This is a genomic window from Streptomyces sp. NPDC059009, assembly GCF_042740175.1.
Classification (GTDB): domain Bacteria; phylum Actinomycetota; class Actinomycetes; order Streptomycetales; family Streptomycetaceae; genus Streptomyces.
Genome location: NZ_JBHYJB010000010.1, coordinates 20,380 through 44,168 on the forward strand (window position 1 = coordinate 20,380; position 23,789 = coordinate 44,168).

A 23,789-nucleotide genomic window follows, 5' to 3' on the forward strand; every position below is an offset into this window, starting at 1 on the left:
AGACCAATGAAGTAGGGTCATCGCCTCATGCGTTGCACATCTGCGACGTATGCCTGCATTAGCACCACATCGAAAGCTCTTCATGAACAACCGAATACGCACTGCCGTGCGTACGGCCGCGCTCGGCGCGGCGGCGGCAGCCGTACTGCTCGCGTCTCCCGGTGCGGCGCTCGCCGCGCCCACGCCGGGCGAGCCCTCCCCCATCGCCTCACCCGGCACCACGGCGACGGCGGCGCCCACCGCCACCGGCACCCCAACTCCCGCTCCGCCCAAGGGGAGTTCGAAGCCGGGCACCACGCCCGACGCGATCCCGACCCCCGACGCGGCCCCGTCCCCCGAGACGACCCCGTCCCCCGAGGCGAGCGCCACCACCCACCCGGCCCCGGACGACGGGCTCAAGGCCACCCCGGAGGAGATCGCGGAGGCCAGGCGCGTCGAGGCGTACTGGACTCCGGAGCGCATCGCCGACGCCGTGCCCGCCAACCCGGACAAGGGCGCCCAGGCCGGCCCCGCCCCCCGCTCGCTCGGCGACATGCTGCGGTCGCCGTCGCACATCGACAGCAAGGGCGTCGCCACGGCGGGCGTCTTCCTCATCAACCAGGACGACGACCCGCAGTCGGACCCGGGCAACCGGGACCAGTTCTGCTCCGCCTCCTCGGTGGCCTCGCCCACCAAGTCCCTGGTGATCTCGGCCGCTCACTGTCTCAACGACAACGACCGGTTCCGCAACCTGGCGTTCGCGCCGGGCTGGAAGGCCGACCCCAACCACAAGGGCAAGGGCATCGCCCCGTACGGGATCTTCCCCATCAAGAAGGGGAAGATCTGGATCGACGGACGCTATCTGTCGCAGGGCCCGTCGAAGGCCGACGACCTGGACTTCGCGTTCCTCAAGACCGGCCCCAACTCCAAGGGACAGTTCCTGGAGAACGCGACGGGCATGGGCAACGAGCTCACCACGCTGCCCGCCAAGGGGAACCTCAACCAGAAGAACGTGACGCTGATCGGCTTCCCCGGCGACGCCAAGTCGCCGCGCGTGTGCCCGTCGACGACCACGAAGCCGTTCCAGGGGCGCTTCCTGGAGATCGCCTGTGACGGGTTCGCGCCCGGCGTGTCCGGCGGTCCGTTCCTGCGGAACTTCGATGGCGAGCGGGGAGATGTCATCGGCGTCATCGGCGGGTACAAGACCGGCGGCAAGCTCGACAACATCTCGTACTCCTCGCAGTTCGACGCGGATGTCGTGCGCCTCTACAACCAGGCCGTGAACGACTACACGCCGGACACGCCATCCGGCAACGAGGGCATGGGCAACGCGGGCCTGTGGACCCACGCGAAGGCCGCCGCCACCGGGCAGTTCCACACCTCGTCGCAGAAGACGAAGGACGGCGACCTGATCGTCAAGTGGTCCGACGGCGAGGTCACGCTCTACCCCGGCGACCAGTCCCAGGGCTTCCACACCGGCTGCGCCAAGGACCAGCCGTGCGAGGTGCAGCTGGCCAAGCCGAACAAGATGTGGGCGGACTACGCGGAGGTCATCACCGCGGGCGACTACACCGGCTCCGACGCGTACGACCTGATGGTCAAGTGGATCGACGGCGAGGTCACGATCTACAAGGACATCGACGAGCACACCAAGCTCCCGACCTCCACCGACCAGCACCCGGCGAACGAGATCAAGATCGCCGCCGCCGGGTCCACGTGGAAGTACGCCAAGGGCATCGCCACCGGCAAGTACGGCGGCAACAAGTGGCCCGACGACCTGATCGTGCGCTGGGTCGACGGCGAGGTCACGAAGTACACCGACGTCGACGGCGGCGGCTTCCACGCCGAGCAGCAGATGCTCGCCCCCAACGCGCTGTGGAAGGACCACGCCGACATCGTCGCGGGCGGCGACTTCGACGGCTCCACCAACTCCGACTTCGACCTGTTCGTGCGCTGGTCCGACGGTGAACTCACCATCTACGAGGACATCGGCGCCCACGGTCTCGGCAAGGAGAACCAGGTGAAGGGCCCGAACGGCACCTGGAAGCACGCCAAGGTCGTCGTGCCCGGCGAGTTCGGCGGCAACCTCTGGGAGGACGACGTCTTCGTGCGCTGGTCCGACGGCGAGGTGTCGATGTACGGCAACACGCAGGCCGACGCCCTCGGCCGCGAGTACCAGTTGGTGCCGCCGCCCGCCTAGGGCTGGTCGGCCAGTACGCAGGACGTACGTACACGTACATGCACATACGTACACGTACGTCGAGTCGGCGGCGGGGGGCGGGAGTGCCTTCCGCCGCCGGCGTGTGGATCTACGGTTGGACATATGCGCACACGTCTTTTCCTTCCCCTCTGTGCCGCCACCGCCCTCTTCCTGAGCGGCTGTTCCGGCGACGGGGGCGGTGGGAGCAAGGAGTCGGCCGACGCGTCGGCACGGCCGTCGGCATCGCCTGAGGAGAGCGACCCGAGCGAGGGCGGGGGACGCGAGTGGGAGCCGGACGACGCGCTGCAGCGCGCGAAGCGCGCCCTTGACTCGGCCGCCGACGACGGCGGGGAACCGGAGTTCGTCGACTCCGGGAGCGCGTACGTGGCGAGCGGCCTGGACAAGGAGTTCACGGCGACGGGCGCGCGGCCCTACCGCTTCGACATCACCTGCGACACCTCGGGCATCGAGGAGGTGACGCTCACCCTCTCCCGCGACGGCGAGGAGCAGTCGTACGGGATCGGGTGCGGGGACGCGGACGCGGATCAGTTCAACGTTCCCGCGGGGCGCCCCTTCACCGCGCGCGTGGACCCGGTGAAGGACGGCACCGGGCTCATCATGTGGCGGCTGCACACCCTCGCGAAGGACGCGGTGGACGGCTGTGACGACGACATCGACGGGTGCGAGGACTGACGGTCGCCGCAGGAGCGGGCGTCGCGGCAGGAGCAGGCGTCGTCGCCGGAGTGGGCGTCGTCGCCGGACCGGCATTCGTCACCGAACCGGCCGTCGTCAGTGGCCGCCGCTGGGGACGTCGCAGCCCGCGTGGTCGGGGTAGCCGCCGAACGCGTCCGCCTCGACGGCCGCTTCGCGCATCGCGCCCTCCACGCACAGCGGAGAGTCGTCGACCTCGATGAGGAAGCCCACCCTCTCCGGGCCGTCCTCGTACGTCTGCACCTTCCCCTCGGCGTAACCGAGGCCGGTCAGCGCGGCGCGGACGCTCTCCGGGGTGAAGTCGCCGCGCTCGCCCAGCGGTTCGAGCGCGCGCTCGACGCGCTCGACGGCCGCGAGGCCGGCGCAGCGGCGCTTGCCGTGCAGCGGGAAGGGCTCCCTGAAGCCGTGGTTCTCGGCGTAGTGGTCACCCGGCTCGGCGGCCGGGGGCGGGGCACCGTCCGCTGTCCCTGTGGCCCGCGCCGTCGGGCTGTGACTCTCACCGGGACACGGGACGTCCGCCGTCGCGCCCGACGTCGACGGCGCCGTCTGTGCCGGGGCGGCCGCGTCGGTGGCGGTGGCGGCGGCGTCGCCCGGCCGGTCCGTCCCGCAGCCGGTCGCGAGCAGGGCGAGGGAGACGGAGAGGGCCAGGGCGGGGAGGGCGGAGAGGGCTGACGGCAGCGGCAGCCGGGGTGCCCGGGTCGCCCCTGTCGTCCGGTTCATCGCGCAGTCCAGCCGCCGTCGAGGACGAGGTTGGCGCCCGTCATGTTGGACGACTGGTCGGAGGCGAGGAACAGGGCCGCCGACGCGACCTCGTCGGGGCGGCCCAGGCGGCCGAGGAGGGTCCGCTCCTCGAACGTGGCCCGCATGCCCTCCGGGTCGTCGCTCGCCTGGAAGACCTCTTCGAGGAGCTGGGTCGAAATCGGCCCGGGGCAGAGGGCGTTGACGCGGATCCCGGCCTTCGCGTGGTCGATGGCGGTCGCCTTGGTGAGCTGGATGACACCGCCCTTGGACGCGCAGTACGCGGCCACGCCCGCGTCGCCCACGAGGCCGAGCTCGGACGCGATGTTCACGATGACCCCGCCGCCGCGCGCGGTCATCGCGGGCACCGTGTGCTTGCAGCAGAGGAAGACGCCGCGCAGGTTCACGGACATCAGCCGGTCCCACTCGTCGACGGTCGTGTCCAGGATGGTCTTGGCGAACTCGATCCCGGCGTTGTTCACGAGGACGTCCGGTCCGCCGAAGGTCGCTGCGGTGTGTGCGATCAGCGCCTTGACCTGCTCCTCGTCGCTCACGTCGGCGGCGACGAAGTGCGCGCCCAGCTCCGCGGCCTCGGCACCGGCGTCCACGACGTCGGACATGACGACCGTCGCGCCCTCGCGCGCGAAACGCTCGGCGATGGCGAGGCCCAGCCCCTGCTTGGCCCCGGTGACGACGGCGGTCCTGCCCGTGAGTTGACCGGCAGAGGGCTGGGGCCGGAGGTTGTCGTGGGACATGTGGCGCCTTTCCTTCGTTTGCTCGCTTTTACCCTAAACGAGCAGGTGAGCGAGTTGCTCGACGACGTCTCAGCGACCTCGGTGATCTCAGCGACCTCAGCGATCTCAATGACCTCAGTACAGGAAGCGGTGCAAGGGCTCCGACTCGGTCAGCAGGACGGTGACCCGGTGGGCGAGGCGCTGCCACGCCTCTTCCTGCGGATACGTCAGGCGTACGTTCTCGCTGTCGGCGGCCTGCAGCGCAGTGGACAGGGTGGCGGTGTCGGCGTCGGGCGTGAGGTCGACCATCGAGAGGACGCGGGCGAGGGCGCCGACGAGGGCGACGGCGGACTCTTCCGAGCGGGAGTCCCCGGAGCCGGGGGCAGCTGAGCCGAGGGCAACCGAGTCGGGGGCAGTTGAGTCGGGATCCCCTGAGCTGGGATCCCCTGAGCCGGGACCGGCCGAGTCGGATTCCGCCGGCTCCGGAGCGGCGACGGTGCGCAGGGCCGCGGCAGTGGCGGCGGCGGCCGGGTCCGGCGGCGCCGCCAACGCGCCGGAGAGCGTGCGCAGCACCGCGTACAGCAGATCCGTGTGCGCGGCGGGCAACGACACGACGCGCAGCCCCTCGTGTTCCCAGCGGCCGTTCGGCGTCCATACGCGGCGCCCCGTGGCCACGGCCTCGGCGAGGATGTCGCGCACGGCCCGGAAGGCCGCGATCCCGTCCGCGAACAAGGCGCGGTCGGGCCCCTCACCGATGGCCGCGGCCATGGGCTCCAGCACGTGCTTCGCCACGCGCTCACACTGGGCGTTGAGGTCCGGGTCCACCACGACGAGTCGAACAGACCCGCGCTCTTCCTGCTGCTTCATGTCGAACACTCTGCCATTTACCTCGGACACCCGGGGTCGCCCGTACGGGATCCGGGGGCAGTCGCAGCGTGGTGATGGCGGTGGCGAGCATCTGGTAGTGCCCGACGAGGAGCAGGAACTCGATGGTGGCGGCCTCGTCCAGGTGCTCGCGCAGCCGCTGCCAGGTGGCGTCGTCGAGGTCCTGGCTGTGCTGCAGCATGTCGGTCGCGGACAACAGGGCCCGCTCGCGCGCGCTCCAGCCCGGGGCGTCGGGCCCTACGCGGACCCGGTCGACGTCGCCGGGCGTGACTCCGGCGCGGCGGCCGAGGCGCCGGTGATGCTCGAACTCGTAGGCGCAGTCGCGGAGATGGGCGGTGCGCAGGATGACGAGTTCGGTCTCGCGGCGCGGGAGGGTGCCGCGCGGCATGAGCCGCCCGGCGAAGCGCAGCCAGCCACGGAAGAGGCGGCGATGCCGGCCGAGGACAAGGAAGAGCGCGGGCGGCCGGGTGCCACCGACGAACCCGGCGGCCCGGCTCAACAGCCAGGTGCCACGGCCGACTTCGGCCCGGGTGCCGGGGGAGATGCGGGGGACGGGGCTGGTCGGCGGGGTGCCGGGGGCGGTGTCGCCGGGCGGCCCTTCGCCCATAGGCCCCTCGCCCGTCGGCCCCGCGCCGCTGCCCTCTCCCATCACCGAACACCCCCGACCCGCACCGCCGCAGGACCGGAGCCAGGACCAGAACCAGGACCAGAACCGGAACCTGGGCCGGTCGTCTTCTCCCCGGACCGGGCCACCGCCGCCCCCAACACCCGCTGCGCGACCCGGTTCCAGGCCCGCATGGCCAGGACGTACAGCGGTGGGGCCAGGCACTGCAGGGCGTGCAGGACGTGGATGGCGCGTGAGGTGTGGATGAGGTAGCGGCCGCGGCGCATGCCGTCGAGGATCGTGGTGGCGACCTCCTCGGGCGACGCGGCCCGTTTCAGGAAGCGGGCCCGCAGCCGCCGGGCCGCCGGGCTGTCGCGGTCCACGCCGACGATCTCCACGGTGTCGGCGAGCGGCGTGGCCACCGCGCCCGGGCACACCAGGGTCACGCCGATGCGGTGCCGTCGCAGATCGAAGCGGAGCACCTCGCTGACGCCGCGCAGGCCGAACTTGGCCGCGCTGTAGGGGGCGTGCCAGGGCAGGCCGATCAGGCCCGCGGCCGAGGAGACGTTCACCAGGTGGCCGCCCCGGCGCGCCGCGATCATCGCGGGCAGGAACGACTCGATCACATGGATCGGCCCCATGAGATCGACCTCCACGACGTCCCGCCAGTGCCGGTGCTCCAGCATCTCGACGGTGCCCCAGGTCGAGATCCCGGCGACGTTCATCACGACGTCGGCCGGGCCGCCCTCGGCGTGGATCTCCTCGGCCAGGGCGCGCACCTCGTCGTACGCGGAGACGTCCGCCGCCTTCGCGTACGCGACCGTGCCGCCCGCTTCCCGTACGGAACGGACGGTGTCCTCCAGGCGGTCGGCGGCACGGTCCGTCAGGAGCAGCACCGCGCCCTCGGCGGCGGCCCGTTCGGCGAGGGCGCGGCCGATGCCGCCGGCCGCGCCGGTGAGGAACACACGGCGCCCGGCGAGGCTCCGCACGCCGCCGCCACGCCGGGTCATGACGCGGTCTCCGCCGAGACGGTGGAGACCGCGGAGACCACGGAGACGGTGGGGGCCGCGGAGACAGTGGAGGCCGCAGACCGGGCTGCGGCGGGATCGTCCTCCTCCCGGACGTGAGCGGCGAGGAAGCCGTCCACGATCTCGTTGACCTCCCGCGCATTCTGAGTGGGCGTCACATGACCGCCGCCCGCGATGACATGACGCTCATCGGGCGCCAGCGCGCGGATCGTCCCGGCGGCCCGGCCGAGCGGCAGGACGCGGTTGTCCTCTCCGTGGAGCACGCAGATCGGCAGCCCGGCGAGGGCGCGCGAGCGCTCCAGCGGCCCGAACGTGCCGATGTCCTCGCCGAGTTTGACCAGCGACACCGTCTGGCCGGGGTCGCGGTAGAGGGAGGACAGACAGCCCATGAACGCGCGGTCGCCGCCGCGGCCGAACAACAGCCTTCGGAATACGGGGGCTTGGAGCCGCCACGGCAGCCGGAGACCGGCGGCGCGGCGCAGCAGCGGTCGCCGGCGTGCGTTCCGTTGCAGCCGGATCACCGGGCCGAGTCCGCCCGCCGTGGCGATCCGGGCGGTCACGACATTGATGAGCACGAGAGCCGCCACCCGCTCGGGGTGCCGCTCGGCGTAGCGCACCGACGTGGCGCTGCCGATGCAGTTGCCGACCAACACGAACCGGTCCAGGTCGAGTTCGTCCACCAGGTGCTCCAGCATGCGCAGATACAGGCCCTGGTCATGGGGGTCGTCGGGCCGCCGGTCCGAGCGGCCGTAGCCGACGAGGTCGGGCGCGATCACGTCGTACCGCTCGCCGAAGTGCGCGATCTGACGGTGCCACAGCTCGTGCGAGGTACCGGCGTTGTGCAGGAACACGAGGGGGGTTCCGCTGCCCCTGCGCTCGTACCAGACGCGTATGCCGTCGAACTCGAACCAGCTCATGGGGCCGCCCTCCGGTCGCCTCGGCACACGCTCGTGCGCTCACCGGCACGGAATGTACCACCGGGAATATTCGCCTGGGTACACTCGCCGCCTATCATTGCCGCGTGACTTCATCGAGTTCAGCGGGTTCAGCGGGTTCTTCGGCCGCACCCGACACCCCGCGACGCCGCTACGCCCCGCGCCGGCCCCGCGAGCTCCGCCGCACGCAGATCCTCGACGCGGCGGCCCGGCTGATCGCCGAGCACGGCTGGCGGGGGATGACGATGGAGCGCGTCGCCGCCGAGGCCGGGGTGGCCAAGTCCGTGAGCTACGCGATCTTCGCGTCCCAGGCGGGACTTCAGCGCGCCGTGCTGCTGCGGGCGCAGGAGGTCACCCAGGACCGCGTCGCCAAGGCCCTCGCGGCGGGGCGGGAGGCGGACAGCGTGGCGGCCGGGCTCGGCGCGGGTCTGACGGTCTACCTGGAGAGCGTCGCGAGTGAACCCGCCATCTCCAAGCTGGTGCTGCTGCCGATCGAAGGTGCGCCGGAGGCCGTACGGGAGGCCATCCGCGAGGGCCGCGAACGGGTGCGCCGCCAGATCCTCGCCGTCGTCGAGGACCGGCTCCCCCACGTCGACGTCGAGCTCGTCGCCCACCTCGTGCGCGACAACGCCGAGCATCTCGCCCGGCTGCTGATCGAGCAGCCCGAGACGTTCACGGCGGAGCGCCTCGCCACGTCCGTGACGGCACTGGTCCGGGCCGTGGCGCCCTGATCGCTGCGCCCGGCACGCCCGGTTCCTGAAGTGGGCTTCAGTTTCCTTCAGGGACAGTTCAGCCGAGGGCCCGAAGGTGGAGGTCATGCGCGGCGGTCACCGCCGCGCCTCTGGCACCGAACCGCAAGGAGCACCTCGATGAACAGCCGCCAGCTGCCCGTTCCCGCCGCCCGCCGTCGCCGCCGCCGTCTCGCCGCGACGGGCGCGCTCATCGGTGCCGTCGCGCTGTCCGCCGTGGCGTGCGGTCCGGATGCGGACGCCGGGGTCGACAAGGCGCGTGCCGCGAACACCGCCTCCGCCGACGCGGCGGACAAGGACACGAAGGCCGACGGCAAGGACAACGACAAGGGCAGCGGCACAGGCAGTGGCGCAGGCAGCGGCAAGGACGGCTCGGCGGGCAAGGCGGTCGCCGAGACGGGCGGGCCCAAGACGTCCTGGAGCGCGGCCGCCGCGGTGGCCGAGAAGTCCGTGTCCGGCGGCCAGGTCACCGACGTACAGCTGGAGACCGACGACGGCGCCCAGGTGTGGAAGATCGACGTGATGACCTCCGCGCCCCGCGTGCACAACATCACGGTGGACGCCACCACCGGCGCGCTCCTCGGCAGCCACGCCGACCGGATGCCCGAGCGCGCCCGCACGTATCTGAAGATCCCGCTCGCCAAGCTGGCCGCGGCGGGCGTCGGGCGCCAGGACGCGGCCGGGACCGCGCTGACCGAGGCGGGCGGCGGCTTCGTCTCCGCCGTCTCGATCCAGGGCAGCGAGAGCCGCCCGGTGTGGCGGGTGAAGGTCATGGACGGGGACACCCGCCACCGCGTCGAGGTCGACGCGAAGAGCCGCGCGGTCGTCGCGTCCGAGCAGGAGAGCGGGTCCAACGCCCGGCGCTCCTCGGACCGCGACCACTCGGGCCGCGAGTCCGACCGTGCGTCGGGGCACGAGTCTGGGCGGGAGTCGGGCCGTTCCGCCGCCTCGTACGAAGAGGTGCGCGAGCGCTCGGACGACTTCGGCCGCGATCACCACGACTGGACGCAGCACCTCCCCCGCTGACCTCCGCCAGGAGCCTTTCCGGCAATACGTAGAATTCGGGCAATGAGCTACATATTGATCGTCGAGGACGAGGTCTCGCTCACGTCCGTGCTCCGTCGCGGCTTCGAGGCCGAGGGGCTGCGCGTGGATGTCGCCCACGACGGTGACGAGGGACTGCGGCTCGCGCTGGAGGGCGAGTACGACGCGATCGTCCTCGACGTCATGCTGCCCGGCCTCGACGGGCACCGGGTCTGCTCGATGATCAGGGCGGCGGGGCTGTGGACCCCGATCCTGATGCTGACCGCGAGGGACAGCGAGTACGACGAGACCGAGGGCCTGGACAGCGGCGCCGACGACTACCTGACCAAGCCCTTCTCGTATCTCGTCCTGCAGGCCCGGCTGCGCGCCCTGCTGCGGCGCAGCGCCCGGGGCCGGGCCGAGCGGATCGAGGTCGGCGACCTGGTCCTGGAGCCGGAGACCCGCCGCTGCACCCGCGCCGGGGCCGAACTCACCCTCACCGCCAAGGAGTTCGACCTGCTGGCCGTCCTGGCCCGCCGCCCCGGCGTCGCGGTGTCCAAGGCCGCACTCCTGGAGGAGGTCTGGGACCTGCCGGGAGACAGCGACCCCAACCTGGTCGAGGTGCACGTCAGCGCGTTGCGCCGCAAGGTCGACCAGCCGTTCGCGGCGGCGGGCGGGAAGCTGCTGCACACCGCGCGCGGCATCGGCTACCGGCTGGTCCCGGCGTGACCGGCACCGCCCCTTCCCGCCCCGCCCGCTTCGCCCGCCTCCCCCGCAATCGCCTCCCTCGCCTCCCTCGTCTCCCCCGCTTCCCGCGCGCCTCGGTGCGGGTGAAGACGACGGTCGGCGCCGTGCTCATCGTGGCCGTCGCCCTCGTCGCCGCCTCCACCGCGCTGCTCATGGTCATCCACCACGGCCTGGAGGTCACCGCCGAGCACACCGCGCGGACCAGGGCGGAGGCGGTGGCCGAGGCCACCAGGACCGGGCACCTGGCGGAGCGGCTCTCCGTGCCGCAGGGGGAGGACAGTCTGCTTCAGGTCGTCACCGACGACAGCCGTGTCCTGGCGGCGAGCGAGAACCTCGCGGGCCGCGCCGCCGTCGCCTCCTTCGTCCCCGCGGACGGCAGGACGAGCGCCGCGCGCAGTGTGCGCGTCGCCCCGCGACAGGGCGGCGCGCCCCACCCGTACCGGCTCGTGGCGGTGCGTACCACCAGTGCGGACGGCCCGGCGACGGTCTACGCGGGCACGAGCCTGGAGACCGCCGAGTACACCCGCAACCTCGTCCTCACCGCGATGATCCCCGGGATCCCGCTGCTGCTCGCGCTCGTCGCCGCCGTCACCTGGCGCAGCACCGGACGGGCCCTGCGCCCGGTCGAGGCGATCCGGTCCGAGGTCGCCGAGATCACCGAGCACGACCTGGGCCGCCGGGTACCGGTGCCCGCGTCGCGCGACGAGGTGGCCCGTCTCTCGCGCACCATGAACGACACCCTGGACCGCCTCCAGGACTCGATGGACCGCCAGCGCGGCTTCGTGGCCGACGCCTCGCACGAGCTGCGCAATCCGATCGCGGCCCTGCGCGCGCACGTCGAGGTGGCCATCGCCCACCCCGACCTGCTGCGCGGCCCGGAGCTGCTCTCCGATGTCGTACGGGTCCAGCAGCTCGCCGACGATCTGCTCCTGCTCGCCCGCCTGGACGCCGGCCAGCACCCCGACCGCACCGCGCTCGACCTCGGCGAGCTCTGCGAGCGGACCCTCGCCCGGCGCCCGCCCGGCCGGGTCCGGGTCTCGCTCGACACCGAGCCGGGCGTCGTCGCGGCCGCCAGCCGGAGCCAGCTCTCGCGCGTCCTGGACAACCTCCTCGACAATGCGCAGCGGCACGCCCGCTCCCGCATCACGGTGACCACCGCGACGGAGCCGGACGACGGCTCCGCGGTCCTGACCGTCACCAACGACGGCACGCCCGTCGCCGAGGCCGACCGGGAGCGCATCTTCGCCCGCTTCACCCGGCTCGACGAGTCCCGCAGCCGCGACGCGGGCGGCTCCGGCCTCGGCCTGGCCATCGCCCGCGACATCGCCACGGCGCACGGCGGCACGCTCACGGCGGGTCCGCCCGTCGAGGGGCGGGGCACCGAGGGGCAGGGCGTGGCGTTCACGTTGCGGCTTCCCTCGGTGGCGGTCGCTCCCCCTTACGGGGCGGTCGGTGGCGGCGTCGGAGGCGTCGTGTCCCGCGCCCCCGTCGGCGGCAGGTCCAGCTCCTCGTAGGGACCGCCTAGGGGAGGGGGAATGTCGTGGGCCGCCAACTGGGTGCGCAGGTCCGCCAGTTCGGTGCGGAGGTCCTGGGCCTCGTGGTAAGTCCCGTACAGATAACGAACCTTGGTGCGCAGGATCAGCGGGTCGACGGGCTTCATGACGACGTCGGCCACGCCGAGACGGAAGGCCGAGAGCGACTCCTCGTGGGTCAGCCCGAGGCCGCTGATCAGGATGATCGGGATGTGCTGGGTCTGTTCCAGGCCGCGGGCGTAGCGCACCACGTCCAGGCCGTTGATCCCGGGCATGCGCAGGTCGAGCAGGATGAGTCCGACGTGGCCGTGCAGGAGCTCCTTGAGCGCCGCCTCGCCACTGGTCGCGCACGCGAGCTCATGGCCGAGGGGGGCCAGTGCGCTCTCCAGCGCGAACAAGGTGTCCTCGTGGTCGTCGACGACGAGGATCCTGGGGTCTTCCGGCATGGCCTAGAGCCCCCCTCTCTCACGTGTCCACCGTACGCCCATGGGGTATGGGGCCGCCCCGCATTGCCTCAACTGCCGTGACGGACCCGGGATCTACCCGCCCCACCCCCCACCTACGCCTCACCCCCGACGCCGGTCATCTCTTCTCCCCCGCCTCCACACCCAGCAGCCCCCGGAACGCCTCCGCCCCCTCCGGCGTCACCCGCACCGCCCGCCCCGAGCCCACGCGCCGCACCCAGCTGCGCTCCAGCGCCGTGGCACACAGCGCCGCGCCCAGGACGCCCGCGAGGTGCGGTCGCCGCTCCGTCCAGTCCAGGCAACTGCGCACCAGGGGCCGCCTGCTCCGCGCCGGGCGCTGATATCCCAGCGCTTCGGCCAGCCAGTCCGTCCCCGCCGGGGTGACGGCGAGCCCGGCGTCGTCGGCGACGAGCCCCTTCGCGATCATCGCGTCGGCCAGGGCCACGCCGAGCCGTCCGGCCAGGTGGTCGTAGCAGGTACGCGCCCTGGCCTCGGCGTTGAGCCGCCCCGACTGCCGTAGATTCAGCGGCCGTTGACGGCCGGGTGCATCCGACACATCCGATACATCCGATACATCCAGCGTGCCCGGCGTGCCCGGCGCGCCTTGCGTTCCTTCCGTATCCGGCGCGTACGAGGCAAGGGCTTCGATGAGCGCGGCCGCCTCCGGCCCGGCGAGCCGGACGTACCGGTGCCTGCCCTGGCGCTCCTCGGCCAGCAGCCCGCCCGCGATCAGCCGGGAAAGGTGCTCGCTCGCGGTGGAAGGCCGCACGCCCGCGTACCGGGCGAGCTCGCCCGCGGTCCAGGCGCGGCCGTCGAGCAGGGCCTGGCAGAAGGCGGCGCGGGTGCGGTCGGCGAGCAGGGCGGCGGTCTCGGCGAGAGGGGACATGCGGTCATGATGCCCCCGGGACGGTTCGGCCGGCACCGAACCGTCCCGGGCCTAGCGTCGGGGCATGGATGACGCAGAGGCAATGCGGTCGGTGCACGAGTTCGACACGTACGAGGACGTACGGGCGGCCCTGGCCGATCCGGCACTCGTGCCCGAACTCCCGCCCACGGAGGGCGAGGCGGCCCACGTCGGCGCGAGCGTCGCCTGGCTGCGGGCTTCGGTGGCCCGCTTCAGCCACGGAGAGCCGCACCGGCGGCGCCGGGCCCTGGCCGAGGCGGAGTTGGCGCGGCTGGAACCGGCGGTGCTGTGGGAGAGGGCGACGGAGACCGTTGCGGAGTCGGAGTCGGAGTCGGGGTCGGGGGCGCGGTCGCCTTCGGACTCCGAGGACATGCCCTCGCTCCGCATACGTGTGGTGCGCACCCTCGCCGAGGCCCTGGGCCTGCCGGATCCGGCGGGGGTGGCGGCGGACGTGGCCACGGTCGCCAGGGCCTATTTCGGCGGCGAGGTTCCGGGGGCGGACGAGGCGGTGGCGCGGCTGGTGGGGAGGCTGACGCCAACGGCACGCGCCGGTACGGACGTTGAGGGCGCCGGCCATGCGACGCGGGACAGCGAGCGTGGCGAGGTGTGGGAGGGCGAATCTGACTCGGCGCGGGACAACCAGCGTGGCGAGGCGCGAGACAGCGAACCTGACTCGGCGCGGGACGACAAACGTGCCGCGGCTCCGGAGCGCGAGCGTCGTACGCCGCACAGAAGCGCCCCCGAGATCGGGCCGCCCCTCGGCCCCCGTGTGAACGCACCCGAGATCGCCCTCGAAAGCCCCGCCCACCTCATCGGGCTCCTCGTCCAGGCATGTGACGCCACCGCCGCACTCGTCGCCGCCACCGCGGCCGGTGACGACGCCAGGCCCGGTGACGACATCGGCGCGCCCCTCGCGCGGGTGCTGCGGCAGCACCCGCCCCTGCGGACCATGCGGCGCGTGGCCGTCCGGCCCACCCGGGTCGCGGGACGCCGCATCGCCGCGGGCGACCTCGTGCTGCTGCACGTCGCCGCCGCCCACCGCGCGCACCCCGTGTCCCTCACCTTCGGCGCCCCGCCCCGCGTCTGCCCCGGTCGCGCCCATGCCCTGGCCCTGTCCGAGGGCCTGCGGAAGCGGCCGCTGTCCGCCTTCGCCCGGCTGCACCAGCAGGCCACGCCGCTCCTTCTGCCCAACGCCTGGGACCACGCCTCCGCCGCCGCGCTCGCGGCCCAGGGGTTCGCGGCCGTCGGGACCACCAGCCTCGGTGTGGCCGCGGCGGCCGGGGTCCCGGACGGGGTGGGCGCGGCGGCGGACGCGACGCTGGGCCTGGCCCGGCGGCTCGGGCGCCGCGGCGCGTTTCTCTTCAGCGTCGACGTCGAAGGCGGCTTCAGTGATGATGCAGACGAAGTGGCCGCCCTGGCAGGCGCGTTGTACGCAGCGGGTGCCGCCGGGATCAACCTCGAGGACGGGCGTTCCGACGGCACCCTCGCACCCGTCGAACTGCACGCCGCGAAGATCGAGGCCGTCAAGGCCGCCGCGCCCGGGCTGTTCGTGAACGCCAGGACCGACACCCATTGGCTGGGCCTGCGGCAGGACGAGACGGCCGCGCGCCTCGCCCGCTATGAACAGGCCGGTGCCGACGGGGTGTTCGTGCCCGGCCTCGCGGACCGGGAGGGCATCGCCGTGCTCGCCGCCACCGTCCTCGTCCCGCTCAACGTCCTCTACACCCCGACCGGCCCCACCCTCGCCGAACTGTCCGCCCTCGGCGTCCGCCGGGTCAGCCTCGGCTCGCTCCTGTACCGGTCCGCCCTGGCCGCCGCCGTCAGCACCGCGACCGCCGTCCGCGACGGGCACGCCCTCCCCGAGAGCCCGCGCCCCTTCACGTACGACGGAGTGCAGGAGCTGACGACGGAGTGCAGGAGCTGACGGCAACACCGGGTAACCGCGACCCGCGACAAAGTCGCCCAAAAGGCGGAATTCACCACCCCCGCCCACACTGGTACCCATGAGTGCGAGCGACGGATACCCGGCCCCGGACGGCATGGAATCCGGCGGCCGGACGGTCGGCGCCGCGGCCGCGCAGCTGCAGGGCGGCGCCGAGGAGGACCCCAGGCGCTGGTGGGCGCTGGTCGTGATCGCCATGGCCCAGCTCATGGTCGTCCTGGACGCGACGATCGTGAACATCGCCCTGCCCTCCGCCCAGCGCGCCCTCGGCATGTCCGACGGCAACCGGCAGTGGGTGATCACCGCCTACACGCTCGCCTTCGGCGGGCTGCTGCTGCTCGGCGGGCGCATCGCCGACCTCATGGGCCGCAAGAGGACCTTCCTCATCGGCCTCGTCGGCTTCGCCGCCGCCTCCGCGCTCGGCGGCGCCGCGGCCAACTCCGGCATGCTCTTCGGCGCCCGCGCCCTCCAGGGCGTGTTCGCGGCGATCCTGGCGCCGTCCGCCCTGTCCCTGCTGACCACGACGTTCACCGACCCCAAGGAGCGCGGCAAAGCCTTCGGGATCTACGGCGCCCTCGCGGGCGGCGGCAGTGCGATCGGGCTGATCGCGGGCGGGCTGCTCACCGAGTACCTGGACTGGCGCTGGTGCCTGTACGTGAACATCCCCATCGCCCTCCTCGCGTTCTTCGGCGCCATGGCCCTCCTGCACGACCTGCCGGGCCACCGGGACGCGGCCCTGGACGTCCCCGGTGTCCTGCTCGGCTGCGGTGGGCTCGTCGCGATCGTGTACGGGTTCAGCGAGGCCGAGCCGCGGGGCTGGAGCGACGGCCTCGTCCTCACGCTGCTGTGCGCCGGCGCGCTGCTGCTCGTGGCCTTCGTGTGGTGGCAGTCGCGCGCGGCGAGCCCGCTGCTGCCCCTGCACATCATCAAGAACCGCAACCGCCTGGGGTCGTTCACGACGATGGGGCTCGCGACCATCGGCATGTTCGGGGTGTTCCTGTTCCTCACGTACTACCTGCAGGTCACCCTGGAGTACTCGCCCGTGAAGACCGGGCTCGCCTATCTGCCGATGACGGCCGCGATCATCATCGGCTCGACCCAGATATCGGCCCGGCTGCTCCCGCACACACCGCCGCGCTATCTGATGGCCCCCGGCATGCTCCTCGCCACGCTCGGCATGGTCCTGCTGACCCGCATCACGGTGAACTCCGAGTACGCCTCCCACGTCCTGCCCGCGATCGTGGTCCTTGGTCTCGGCATGGGTCTGACCTTCATGCCGGTCTTCGCGACCGCCACGGACGGGGTCGCCCCGCGGGACTCGGGCGTCACGTCCGCGACGGTCAACACCTTCCAGCAGGTGGGCGGTTCGATCGGCACGGCCCTGCTCAACACCATCGCGACGACCACCGCCACCACCTACGTCGCCTCTCATCTGCGCGACCCGGCCCAGAAGGCCCTCGTCACCAACGAAGGCATGGTGCACGGCTTCACGGTGGCCATCTGGTGGGCCGCCGGGTTCATGTTCCTCGGCGCCGTGGTGGCCGCGCTGATGGTGACGGCCGGTGCGCCCAAGCACGCCCCCGTGCCGGACGTGAGCGCCGGCTGATCCGGGTCAGCTCCCGCCGTCAGTCAGTCCCCGCTCTCCGCGAGGTAGCGCGCGACGGGGCCGAAGGTGAGCATCCCGCTGCCCGCGCCCGCGAGTTCGGCGGCCGCCGGGCGCAGCCGGGTGGTGGCCCGCTCCAGGGCCACGGCATCGTCGGCGCGCAGAGCGGCTTCGACGGCGAGACAGCACAGGGCTTCGTAGAGGAGGTCGGGGGGCGGCTCCGGGAGCCGGTGCAGGGCCGCGCGTGCGGCGTCGCGCCGCCCCGCCTCGGCCAGGGCGAGCGCCTCGACCCAGGGCCGGTACGGCCCCCAGTCCTGGTCGAGGTCGACCTGGGGCGGACGGCCGTGGGCGAGCCGCAGCCCGAGGAGCGCGAGGGGCAGCAGCCCCGTCCGTACGCCGGGCATCCCGGCGCCGTCGAGACGCACCGCGGCAGCCCGGTACGCGGCCTCGGCCCGCTCTCCCGTCTCCTCCGCGTCCCCCGACGCGGCCAGCTTCAACGCCTCGTACCACTGCGTGAACACTCCTACGAGGGGCAGTTCATGACGGTCCGCCAACTTCTGCGCCCTGGCTGCGTGTTCGTCGGCGCGCGGGAAATCCGCGAGGGCCGCGCGGGCCTGGAGTCGGACGAGGTGGCCGAGCACTTCGTAGGTCACCAGGCCGTGGCGGGCGGCCAGTTCGACGAGTTCGGCGCCGATGGCGTCGCGCCGGGGTGCACCGCCCGCCCTCGTACAGGACTGCATGTAGCTGCCGTTGAGGGCGAAGGCCAGCAGCGCGGGGTCGTCGAGGCGGCGGGCGATCAGCTCCGCCTCGCGCGCGGCCTCGGGTCCGCGGGTGGTGCGCAGACCCCGGGTCTCCAGGGCGACGGTGGCGAGCAGACGGCAGCGCGCGGCGTCGACGGGAGTGGCGGTGCGGGTGGCGGTGTGGGCGTGGGATGGGGATGGGGGGTCGGGCAGGCGGGCCAGGGTGCGTTCGGCGGCGGCGACGATGCGGCGGGCGAGCTCGGGGTCGTCGCTGCGGGTCCAGTTGGCGGGGACGTCGAAGCCGCCGATGACGCGGGCGGTCAGCTCCGGGTCACCCAGTTCCTCGGCCGCCGCGATGGCCGCCATCCGCTGCTCCCGAGCGGCCTCGAGGCCGTCCGGCCCGGTCACCGCGAGCGTACGCAGCAGCCCGACCGTCGACTCGAGGCGGGCACGGGCTCCGACGGAGACGGCGCGGTCGTAGGCGGCGGCTGCCTGGGACCAGAGCTGAGCGGGGGCGAGGGTGGGAGTGGAAGCGGGAACGGGGGCGGGAGCAGGGGCAAGTGCCCGGTCCTGCGCCAGAATTGACGCCTCCATGCGGCGCAGCGCGGGGCCCGGCTCCACCCCCAGTTGCTCGATCAGCGTCGTCCGCGCCCGGCGCAGGACCGCGAGGGCGTCGCCCTGGCGGCCCTCCCGGTACAGCGCGAGCGAGAGGAGGCGCCAGCCGTCCTCGCGCCAGGGGTGTTCGACGACGTGCACGTCCAGGTCGGGAACCGCCTCGGCGGAGCGGCCGAGGGCGAGCAGGGCCTCGGCCCGCCGCTCCCCCGCCTGCAGCCGCAGCTCGGCGAGGCGGAACCGCTCCCCGCGCGCCCAGTCCTCCTCCGCGAACTCCGCGTAGGCCGGGCCGCGCCACAGGGCCAGGGCCTCGTCGAGGCGCCGGAGCGCCGTCGCGGGTGCGAGCCGGGGCGCCTGCGTGACCGCGGCCTCGAAGTGCCAGGCGTCGACCGCGGCCGGGTGCGCGGCGCGCAGCGCGTACCCCGGGCCCTCCGTCACCAGCAGGCGCGCGGGCGCCCGGCGCGGCCGGTCGGGCTCCAGGGCCCGGCGCAGGTCGGCCACGAAGGTCCGCACCGCGCCCACGGCGCGCGGCGGCGGCTCCTCCCACAGGTCCTCGACCAGGCGGGCCACCGGTACGACGCGGCGACGGGCGACGATCAGGCGGGCGAGGACGGCCCGGTGCCGTGGCCCTTTCAGCGCGATCGGGGTCCCGTCCGACCACCCGTCCCCGTCGGCCGGGGCGTCCGCACCGCCCGCGCCGTCCTGGGCGGCCCCCGGGGCCACCGCGGCCATCGCAGCCACCGGCCCCAGCACACCGAACCTGACCTGGCCCATGGCCGCCTCTCGCGTCGCTCCTGCGCTCACCGGCCACCGTACGTGCTGATCGGCTGCTGATTCGCGGGCGGCAGTCTCGACGGCACAGGGACCGAGACACGGTCCCCGGTCCCGGAAGGCCCGCCATGACTGAACCCACCCTTTCCGCTGCTCCCCCCACTCCCCCGATTCCTCCCGCTCCCGCCGCTCCCGCCATTCCGGGCTTCACCTGTCGCAGCGCCCCCGGAGCCGACGGCGTCCGCCTCAACGTCGCCGTCGGCGGCTCCGGCACCCCCGTCGTCCTGCTGCACGGCTTCCCGCAGACCCACCTCATGTGGCGGCACGTCGCCGTCGAGCTGGCCACCGAGCACACCGTGATCTGCCCCGACCTGCGCGGCTACGGCGCCAGCGACAAGCCCGCCGCCACCGGCGCGGCCACCTACTCCAAGCGCACCATGGCCGCCGACGTCGTCGAGCTCGCCCGCGCCCTGGGGCACGAGCGGTTCGCGCTGGTCGGGCACGACCGGGGCGCCCTCGTCGCGATCCGCGCCGGACTCGACCACCCGGAGGCCGTCACGCACCTCGCGTCCCTCGACGTCCTGCCGACCCTCGACTCGTGGGACGTGCTGCGCGGCACCACCGCCGCCGTCGCGTTCCATCTGTTCCTGATGGCCCAACCGCCGGGCCTGCCCGAGCAGTTGATCGGTGCGTGCCCGGACGTGTTCTTCGGCCACTTCCTCGATGTCTGGGCGCGCGACCCCGCGGCGATCCCCGCCGACGTGCGCGCCGCCTATCTGGCCGCGTCGCGCGCGGCGGTGCCGTCGATCGTCGCGGACGTGCGGGCCTCCGCCGGGATCGATGTCGAACACGACCGGACCGACCGCGCCGCGGGCCGCCGGCTCGGCATGCCGGTCAGCGTGCTGCAGCAGGACTGGGGCGCCGCCCTCGGCTTCGACGCGGCGGAGCTGTGGCGCGCCTGGGCGCCGGACCTGCGGCACACCACCGTCTCCTGCGGTCACTTCATGGCCGAGGAGGCGCCGGGCGAAGTGAGCCGCGCCGTAAGGGAGTTGCTCAGTCGCTGACGGTGCGGAGCAGCATGCGCAGGGCGTGGTCGAGGGTCTCGCGCTCGGCGGGCGTGAGGGGTGCGAGGAGCCGGGTCTCGTTGGCGGCGTGGTCGGTGACGGCAGCGTCGACGACCTCGTGGCCGTGCTCCGTGAGCGCCACCTGGAAGCTGCGGCGGTCGGCGGGGTCGAGGCGGCGCTCGACGAGCCCGGCCGCCTCGAGCCGGTCGAGCCGGTTGGTCATGCCGGCCCGGGACAGCATCAGGGTCTTCGACAGTGCGGAGGGGATCAGGGTGTACGGGGGGCCGGAGCGGCGCAGCGCCGCCAGCACGTCGAACTCGCCCCGGCGCAGGCCGTGTTGGACGAACACCTCCTCCATGGCGGGGGAGAGCAGCAGCGCCAGCCGGCCCAGCCGCCCGAAGGTTCCCATCGCCGCGAGGTCGAGGTCCGGCCGCTCGGCCCGCCACTGGTCGATGATCGTGTCGACCGCGTCCCGGCCTTCCGCCACGTCGTTCCGCCGCTCCGTCGCCCGCTTCCGCTCCTCTGTCACGTCGCCCAGCTTATTCGACGCCAGATAATTAGGTGTCGTACTATCCGGAGCAGAACTAACCGGGGAAGCGTCCGGAAGACGACGAAGAAACAGAGACGAAGAAACAAAGGGGAGAGTCATGTCCTTGATCACGCCTGGGGACCGGCAGGGAATCTTCGTGCGCGAGGCCGAGGCCGAGACACTGGGCGGGGCGCACAGCACCGTGCGGCTCTTCGCCGACTCCAGCACCACCGGCGGTGCCCTGAGCGCCCAGCGCGTGACCCTCACCGGGGGCGCCGACGGGGCGGCGCCGCACCACCACACGACCGCGTCCGAGCTCTTCTTCGTCCTGGACGGTCGGCTGCAGGCGCTCGCGGGCGACGACGTGGTCACCGCGGACAAGGGGGACTTCCTCGTCGTCCCGGCGGGGATGCCGCACGCCTTCGCCGCCGAGCCGGGGGCCGACGCCGACGTACTGATCGTCATCACGCCCGGTGTGGAGCGCTTCGAGTACTTCCGGCTCCTCGACCGGGTCCGCAAGGGCACGGCCGACATCCAGGAGGTCCTGGACTCGCAGGAGCGCTTCGACAACTTCTTCCTGGAGAGCCCGGCCTGGAAGCGGGCCCGCGCACCCCGCTGACCACGACATCAGCCACCGCACCGGTGGCACCGCGCCGGACACCGCACCGGCCGGCAAGCCAGGATCTTCGCCCCGCATCCGCGGGCCCAATGCCCCTGTGAGCGCCGCATGCGCGCGCCGTACCGTGGAGGACAGTAGATGTAACCTGCACTCGAATAGGCAGCCCCTTCTTATGCCCTCCACCGCTCCACCTGCCAGTCCGCGATCGGAGGTGATCGCAGAGAACCGCGCCCCCATCCGGGGTCTGCTGCCGCTGTGCCTGAGCGAAGCAGCCGAGCGGTTCTCCTTAGCGGTCCTTCTACGGCATGAGGGCGGTCCTCGCCCTCTTCCTCGTCGACACCGCGAACGGCCTCGGCATGAGCCCGGCCACCGCGACCGCGCTCGTCGGCGCGTACCTGTCGGCCTGCTACTTCACCGCCCTGCCCGGCGGCTGGGTCGCCGACCGCGTCCTCGGCGCACGCCGCGCGGCCGTGCTCGGCGGCGTCGTCATCCTCCTCGGCCACATCGCGCTCGCCTTCGAGCACGGCGCGGCCACCGTCTACACGGGCCTCGTCCTGATCGCCCTCGGCACCGGGCTGCAGAAGCCCAACATGACGGCCCTCGTCGGCAAGCTCTTCGGGCACCGCAGCGATCAGGAGCGGGACGCCGCGTACAGCAAGTTCTACGCCAGCATCAACATCGGCGGCCTGCTCGCGACGCTCCTCGTGGGCTGGCTCGGTGTGCACTTCGGCTGGCCGGTGGCGTTCGGCGCGGCCGCGGTCGGCATGGCCTTCAGCCTGGTCGTGTTCCTCGCCAGCGGCGGCCTGCGCACCGTCGAGGACGGCCCGTCGCGTCCGCTCTCCGCGCACGAGCGGAGCCGGGTGCTGCGCGCCCTGGGCATCGGCTCGGTGGCCGTCGCGGCCGTCATCGTCCTGGTGGCGCTGGCCGGCTGGCTGACGCTGCCGCACTCGCTGACCGCCTTCTCGGTCCTTGCGGTCGCCGCGCCCGTCTTCTACTTCACGAAGCTCTTCCGCACCAAGGGCCTCGACGAGCGCGGCCGCTCCGGAGTCCGCGCGTACGTCTGGCTGTTCGCCTCGGCGGTCCTCTTCTGGGCCATCTTCGACCTGGCGGCCTCGAACGTGCAGCTCTTCGCCGCGGACCACGTCGACATGATGGGGCTCCCCGACACCTGGCAGGCCGCGCTCAACCCGCTGATGATCGTGCTGTTCGCGGGCGTGCTCGCGGCGGTGTGGCGGCGGTTCAGCGTCTCGGCCCCCGCGAAGTTCTCCACGGGCCTCGCCCTGTGCGGCGCTTCGTTCCTGTTCCTCGCCATCGCGGCCACGCAGGCCACGGGAACAGTACGGGTGTCCATCCTCTGGCTCGTGGGCCTGTACTTCCTGCAGACCCTGGGCGAGCTGTTCCTCAGCCCGACCGGCCTGTCGATCAGCCACAAGCTGGCGCCCGCGGGCATGGGTTCGCAGCTCGCCGGCCTGTTCTTCCTGTCCGCCTCCACGGGCGACGCGATCGGCAGCCAGGTCGCCGCGCACCTGACCGGCGCGACGCTCTACCTCACGCTGGGCTCGCTCGCGGTGGTCGCGGCGGCCGCGATGGCGGCGGGCACACCGCGGATCCGGGCGCTGATCCAGGAGTAGCAGGAACAAGCAAGCGCGCGCACGGCGACGGGAGTTGCGGGCGCCGGGCGGCTGCCGTGTGTCAGCTCGCCCGGCGCCCGTGGTGCATGAGCCGGCCGACCGCGCGCCGTGCGCTCGGGAGCATGCCGTGCATCCCGTGCGGCGGGGCCTGACCCGCTCCGTCCGCCGCGTCCCCGGTGCCCGTCGGCTCGCCCGCCGCGCACGGCACCGCCCGTCCCGGCCGCTCCCAGGCGCAGGGCGGGTCCGGTCTGGCTCCGCACTCCCGGGCGTTCTCCTTCAGGGCGAGGCTGACCAGGCACAGGAGCAGGTCGATGTCGGTGTCGCAGTCGAGCAGCACCGTCACCCAGGCAGCGCCGGGCATCACCCGGATCGCGCTGCTGTGCCGCAGCTGGGGCAGGATCCGCTCCACGCCACCCCGTGTGAGGCACACATCGGCGGCGTCCTCGGAGTGGAAGTGAACGATGTCGTGGTCCGCCGTGGCGATGCCGTGCCCGATCGCACACCTAGGCGGACCACTTACCAAGTTCGGCCAGGACTCCAGCTGGGCCATGGCGCGATGGACCGCGGTCATAACCCCATCCTTGCGCACCCTTCACCCGCTGGACACCCCTCTCAGCCCTCCCCTTCGCCACGGCGGCGGAACGGGCGGCCGGGAAGGGGAGTTGGCGAGGGGATCAGTACCCGGGAACGGGCGTCGGGAACGGGAGTTCGGCACCCGGTGAGGGCGGTTCGGCACTCTGGAAGGGCAGCTCGACGCCCGGGGAGGGCAGTTCAGCGACCGGGAAGGTCAGCTCGGCGGCAGGGAAGGTCAGCTCAGCCGTCGCCGCTGCTGCCGCTGCCGCCACCGATCCTCCGGTTCCTCTTCGCCGACTTGGCGGCGGCCTCTCCGATCGCTGCCGCCACCGCCCCGACGCCGCGCGCCCACCGGGGCCCGCCGCGCTCTCCCCACATCCCCACGGCCAGGCCCGCCACCACGAGCACCAGTACACCGATGAGCACCACGATCGCCATGCCCGACCGCCCCCGTTCTTGTCTCCGTCTCTCG

At 73.0% G+C, this 23,789-nt stretch carries 24 protein-coding genes; 11 read left to right on the top strand and 13 right to left on the bottom strand.

The genetic code is table 11. The features are described 5' to 3' along the window. The first annotated feature begins 82 nt into the window (after positions 1–82). Together ACFWYM_RS11990 and ACFWYM_RS11995 are read left to right on the top strand one after the other, a co-directional pair. Entirely contained in the window at positions 83–2,179 is a 2,097-nt protein-coding gene (locus ACFWYM_RS11990) for a hypothetical protein (RefSeq protein ID WP_384833992.1), read from the top strand. A gap of 123 nt (positions 2,180–2,302) precedes the next feature. After that, complete coding sequence (locus ACFWYM_RS11995; RefSeq protein ID WP_384833995.1) at positions 2,303–2,872, top strand: hypothetical protein; 570 nt, start codon at positions 2,303–2,305, stop codon at positions 2,870–2,872. Positions 2,873–2,968: 96 nt separating this feature from the next. Here ACFWYM_RS11995 and ACFWYM_RS12000 read toward each other — a convergent pair whose 3' ends face one another. The 6 genes from ACFWYM_RS12000 to ACFWYM_RS12025 form a co-directional block, all read right to left on the bottom strand. Further along, positions 2,969–3,610, bottom strand: a complete 642-nt coding sequence (locus ACFWYM_RS12000) for a hypothetical protein (RefSeq protein WP_384833998.1) — start codon at positions 3,608–3,610, stop codon at positions 2,969–2,971. After that, positions 3,607–4,383, bottom strand: a complete 777-nt coding sequence (locus ACFWYM_RS12005) for an SDR family NAD(P)-dependent oxidoreductase (protein ID WP_384834001.1) — start codon at positions 4,381–4,383, stop codon at positions 3,607–3,609. The genes ACFWYM_RS12000 and ACFWYM_RS12005 overlap by 4 nt, the downstream gene beginning before the upstream one ends. A 114-nt stretch (positions 4,384–4,497) precedes the next feature. Further along, positions 4,498–5,229, bottom strand: a complete 732-nt coding sequence (locus tag ACFWYM_RS12010; RefSeq protein WP_384834004.1) for a hypothetical protein — start codon at positions 5,227–5,229, stop codon at positions 4,498–4,500. Then, on the bottom strand, positions 5,159–5,854 hold the full coding sequence (locus ACFWYM_RS12015; protein ID WP_384834007.1) for a carboxymuconolactone decarboxylase family protein: 696 nt from the start codon (positions 5,852–5,854) through the stop codon (positions 5,159–5,161). The genes ACFWYM_RS12010 and ACFWYM_RS12015 overlap by 71 nt, the downstream gene beginning before the upstream one ends. 41 nt (positions 5,855–5,895) lie before the next feature. Further along, complete coding sequence (locus ACFWYM_RS12020) at positions 5,896–6,861, bottom strand: SDR family oxidoreductase (protein ID WP_384834010.1); 966 nt, start codon at positions 6,859–6,861, stop codon at positions 5,896–5,898. Next, positions 6,858–7,796: an alpha/beta fold hydrolase gene (locus ACFWYM_RS12025; RefSeq protein WP_384834013.1), complete on the bottom strand. Its 939-nt coding sequence runs from the start codon at positions 7,794–7,796 to the stop codon at positions 6,858–6,860. The genes ACFWYM_RS12020 and ACFWYM_RS12025 overlap by 4 nt, the downstream gene beginning before the upstream one ends. Before the next feature lie 104 nt (positions 7,797–7,900). Between ACFWYM_RS12025 and ACFWYM_RS12030 the strand changes: the two genes are divergently transcribed. The 4 genes from ACFWYM_RS12030 to ACFWYM_RS12045 all read left to right on the top strand — a co-directional run bounded on the left by ACFWYM_RS12030 (position 7,901) and on the right by ACFWYM_RS12045 (position 11,847). Further along, positions 7,901–8,545: a TetR/AcrR family transcriptional regulator gene (locus ACFWYM_RS12030; protein ID WP_384834016.1), complete on the top strand. Its 645-nt coding sequence runs from the start codon at positions 7,901–7,903 to the stop codon at positions 8,543–8,545. 138 nt (positions 8,546–8,683) lie between these two features. After that, positions 8,684–9,589 (top strand): PepSY domain-containing protein, encoded by a 906-nt coding sequence (locus ACFWYM_RS12035; RefSeq protein WP_384834019.1) that lies wholly within the window; start codon positions 8,684–8,686, stop codon positions 9,587–9,589. Between the two features lie 42 nt (positions 9,590–9,631). Further along, positions 9,632–10,315 carry a response regulator transcription factor gene (locus ACFWYM_RS12040; protein ID WP_384834021.1) on the top strand — a complete coding sequence of 228 codons (684 nt, stop codon included), beginning with the start codon at positions 9,632–9,634 and terminating at the stop codon, positions 10,313–10,315. Further along, the gene (locus ACFWYM_RS12045; RefSeq protein WP_384834023.1) at positions 10,312–11,847 is read left to right on the top strand and encodes a sensor histidine kinase; all 1,536 of its coding nucleotides are present in this window, start codon (positions 10,312–10,314) and stop codon (positions 11,845–11,847) included. The genes ACFWYM_RS12040 and ACFWYM_RS12045 overlap by 4 nt, the downstream gene beginning before the upstream one ends. On the opposite strand, the gene ACFWYM_RS12050 is transcribed toward ACFWYM_RS12045, so the two are convergent. Together ACFWYM_RS12050 and ACFWYM_RS12055 are read right to left on the bottom strand one after the other, a co-directional pair. Further along, on the bottom strand, positions 11,772–12,311 hold the full coding sequence (locus tag ACFWYM_RS12050) for a two-component system response regulator (RefSeq protein WP_384834026.1): 540 nt from the start codon (positions 12,309–12,311) through the stop codon (positions 11,772–11,774). The genes ACFWYM_RS12045 and ACFWYM_RS12050 overlap by 76 nt on opposite strands. Positions 12,312–12,447: 136 nt before the next feature. Beyond that, entirely contained in the window at positions 12,448–13,215 is a 768-nt protein-coding gene (locus tag ACFWYM_RS12055) for an ArsR/SmtB family transcription factor (protein WP_384834029.1), read from the bottom strand. A 64-nt stretch (positions 13,216–13,279) separates the two neighbouring features. On the opposite strand from ACFWYM_RS12055, the gene ACFWYM_RS12060 reads away from it, so the two are divergent. Beyond that, on the top strand, positions 13,280–15,157 hold the full coding sequence (locus ACFWYM_RS12060; RefSeq protein WP_384834032.1) for an isocitrate lyase/phosphoenolpyruvate mutase family protein: 1,878 nt from the start codon (positions 13,280–13,282) through the stop codon (positions 15,155–15,157). A gap of 115 nt (positions 15,158–15,272) precedes the next feature. Beyond that, positions 15,273–16,781, top strand: coding sequence for an MFS transporter (locus tag ACFWYM_RS12065; protein WP_384834672.1), 1,509 nt, complete (start codon positions 15,273–15,275; stop codon positions 16,779–16,781). A gap of 23 nt (positions 16,782–16,804) precedes the next feature. Here the strand turns inward: ACFWYM_RS12065 and ACFWYM_RS12070 are convergent, their stop codons facing one another. Continuing rightward, entirely contained in the window at positions 16,805–18,904 is a 2,100-nt protein-coding gene (locus ACFWYM_RS12070; RefSeq protein WP_384834675.1) for a BTAD domain-containing putative transcriptional regulator, read from the bottom strand. 125 nt (positions 18,905–19,029) lie between these two features. Between ACFWYM_RS12070 and ACFWYM_RS12075 the strand changes: the two genes are divergently transcribed. Further along, positions 19,030–19,965: an alpha/beta fold hydrolase gene (locus tag ACFWYM_RS12075; protein WP_384834036.1), complete on the top strand. Its 936-nt coding sequence runs from the start codon at positions 19,030–19,032 to the stop codon at positions 19,963–19,965. Here the strand turns inward: ACFWYM_RS12075 and ACFWYM_RS12080 are convergent. Further along, complete coding sequence (locus tag ACFWYM_RS12080) at positions 19,955–20,494, bottom strand: MarR family winged helix-turn-helix transcriptional regulator (RefSeq protein ID WP_384834039.1); 540 nt, start codon at positions 20,492–20,494, stop codon at positions 19,955–19,957. The two genes, ACFWYM_RS12075 and ACFWYM_RS12080, sit on opposite strands and share 11 nt — an antisense overlap. Before the next feature lie 118 nt (positions 20,495–20,612). Between ACFWYM_RS12080 and ACFWYM_RS12085 the strand changes: the two genes are divergently transcribed. Together ACFWYM_RS12085 and ACFWYM_RS12090 are read left to right on the top strand one after the other, a co-directional pair. Beyond that, on the top strand, positions 20,613–21,113 hold the full coding sequence (locus ACFWYM_RS12085; RefSeq protein ID WP_384834042.1) for a cupin domain-containing protein: 501 nt from the start codon (positions 20,613–20,615) through the stop codon (positions 21,111–21,113). 305 nt (positions 21,114–21,418) lie between these two features. Further along, positions 21,419–22,744, top strand: a complete 1,326-nt coding sequence (locus ACFWYM_RS12090; RefSeq protein ID WP_384834045.1) for a peptide MFS transporter — start codon at positions 21,419–21,421, stop codon at positions 22,742–22,744. A 61-nt stretch (positions 22,745–22,805) separates the two neighbouring features. Here ACFWYM_RS12090 and ACFWYM_RS12095 read toward each other — a convergent pair whose 3' ends face one another. From ACFWYM_RS12095 to ACFWYM_RS12105, 3 genes are all read right to left on the bottom strand, one after another. Beyond that, positions 22,806–23,315, bottom strand: coding sequence for a luciferase family protein (locus ACFWYM_RS12095; RefSeq protein WP_384834047.1), 510 nt, complete (start codon positions 23,313–23,315; stop codon positions 22,806–22,808). Positions 23,316–23,418: 103 nt separating this feature from the next. Further along, positions 23,419–23,589 (bottom strand): hypothetical protein, encoded by a 171-nt coding sequence (locus ACFWYM_RS12100; RefSeq protein WP_384834695.1) that lies wholly within the window; start codon positions 23,587–23,589, stop codon positions 23,419–23,421. Then, a complete protein-coding gene (locus ACFWYM_RS12105; RefSeq protein ID WP_384834050.1) occupies positions 23,558–23,755 on the bottom strand; it encodes a hypothetical protein in 198 nt (65 codons plus the stop codon). Before ACFWYM_RS12105 ends, ACFWYM_RS12100 begins: the two co-directional genes overlap by 32 nt. Between the last annotated feature and the right edge of the window lie 34 nt (positions 23,756–23,789).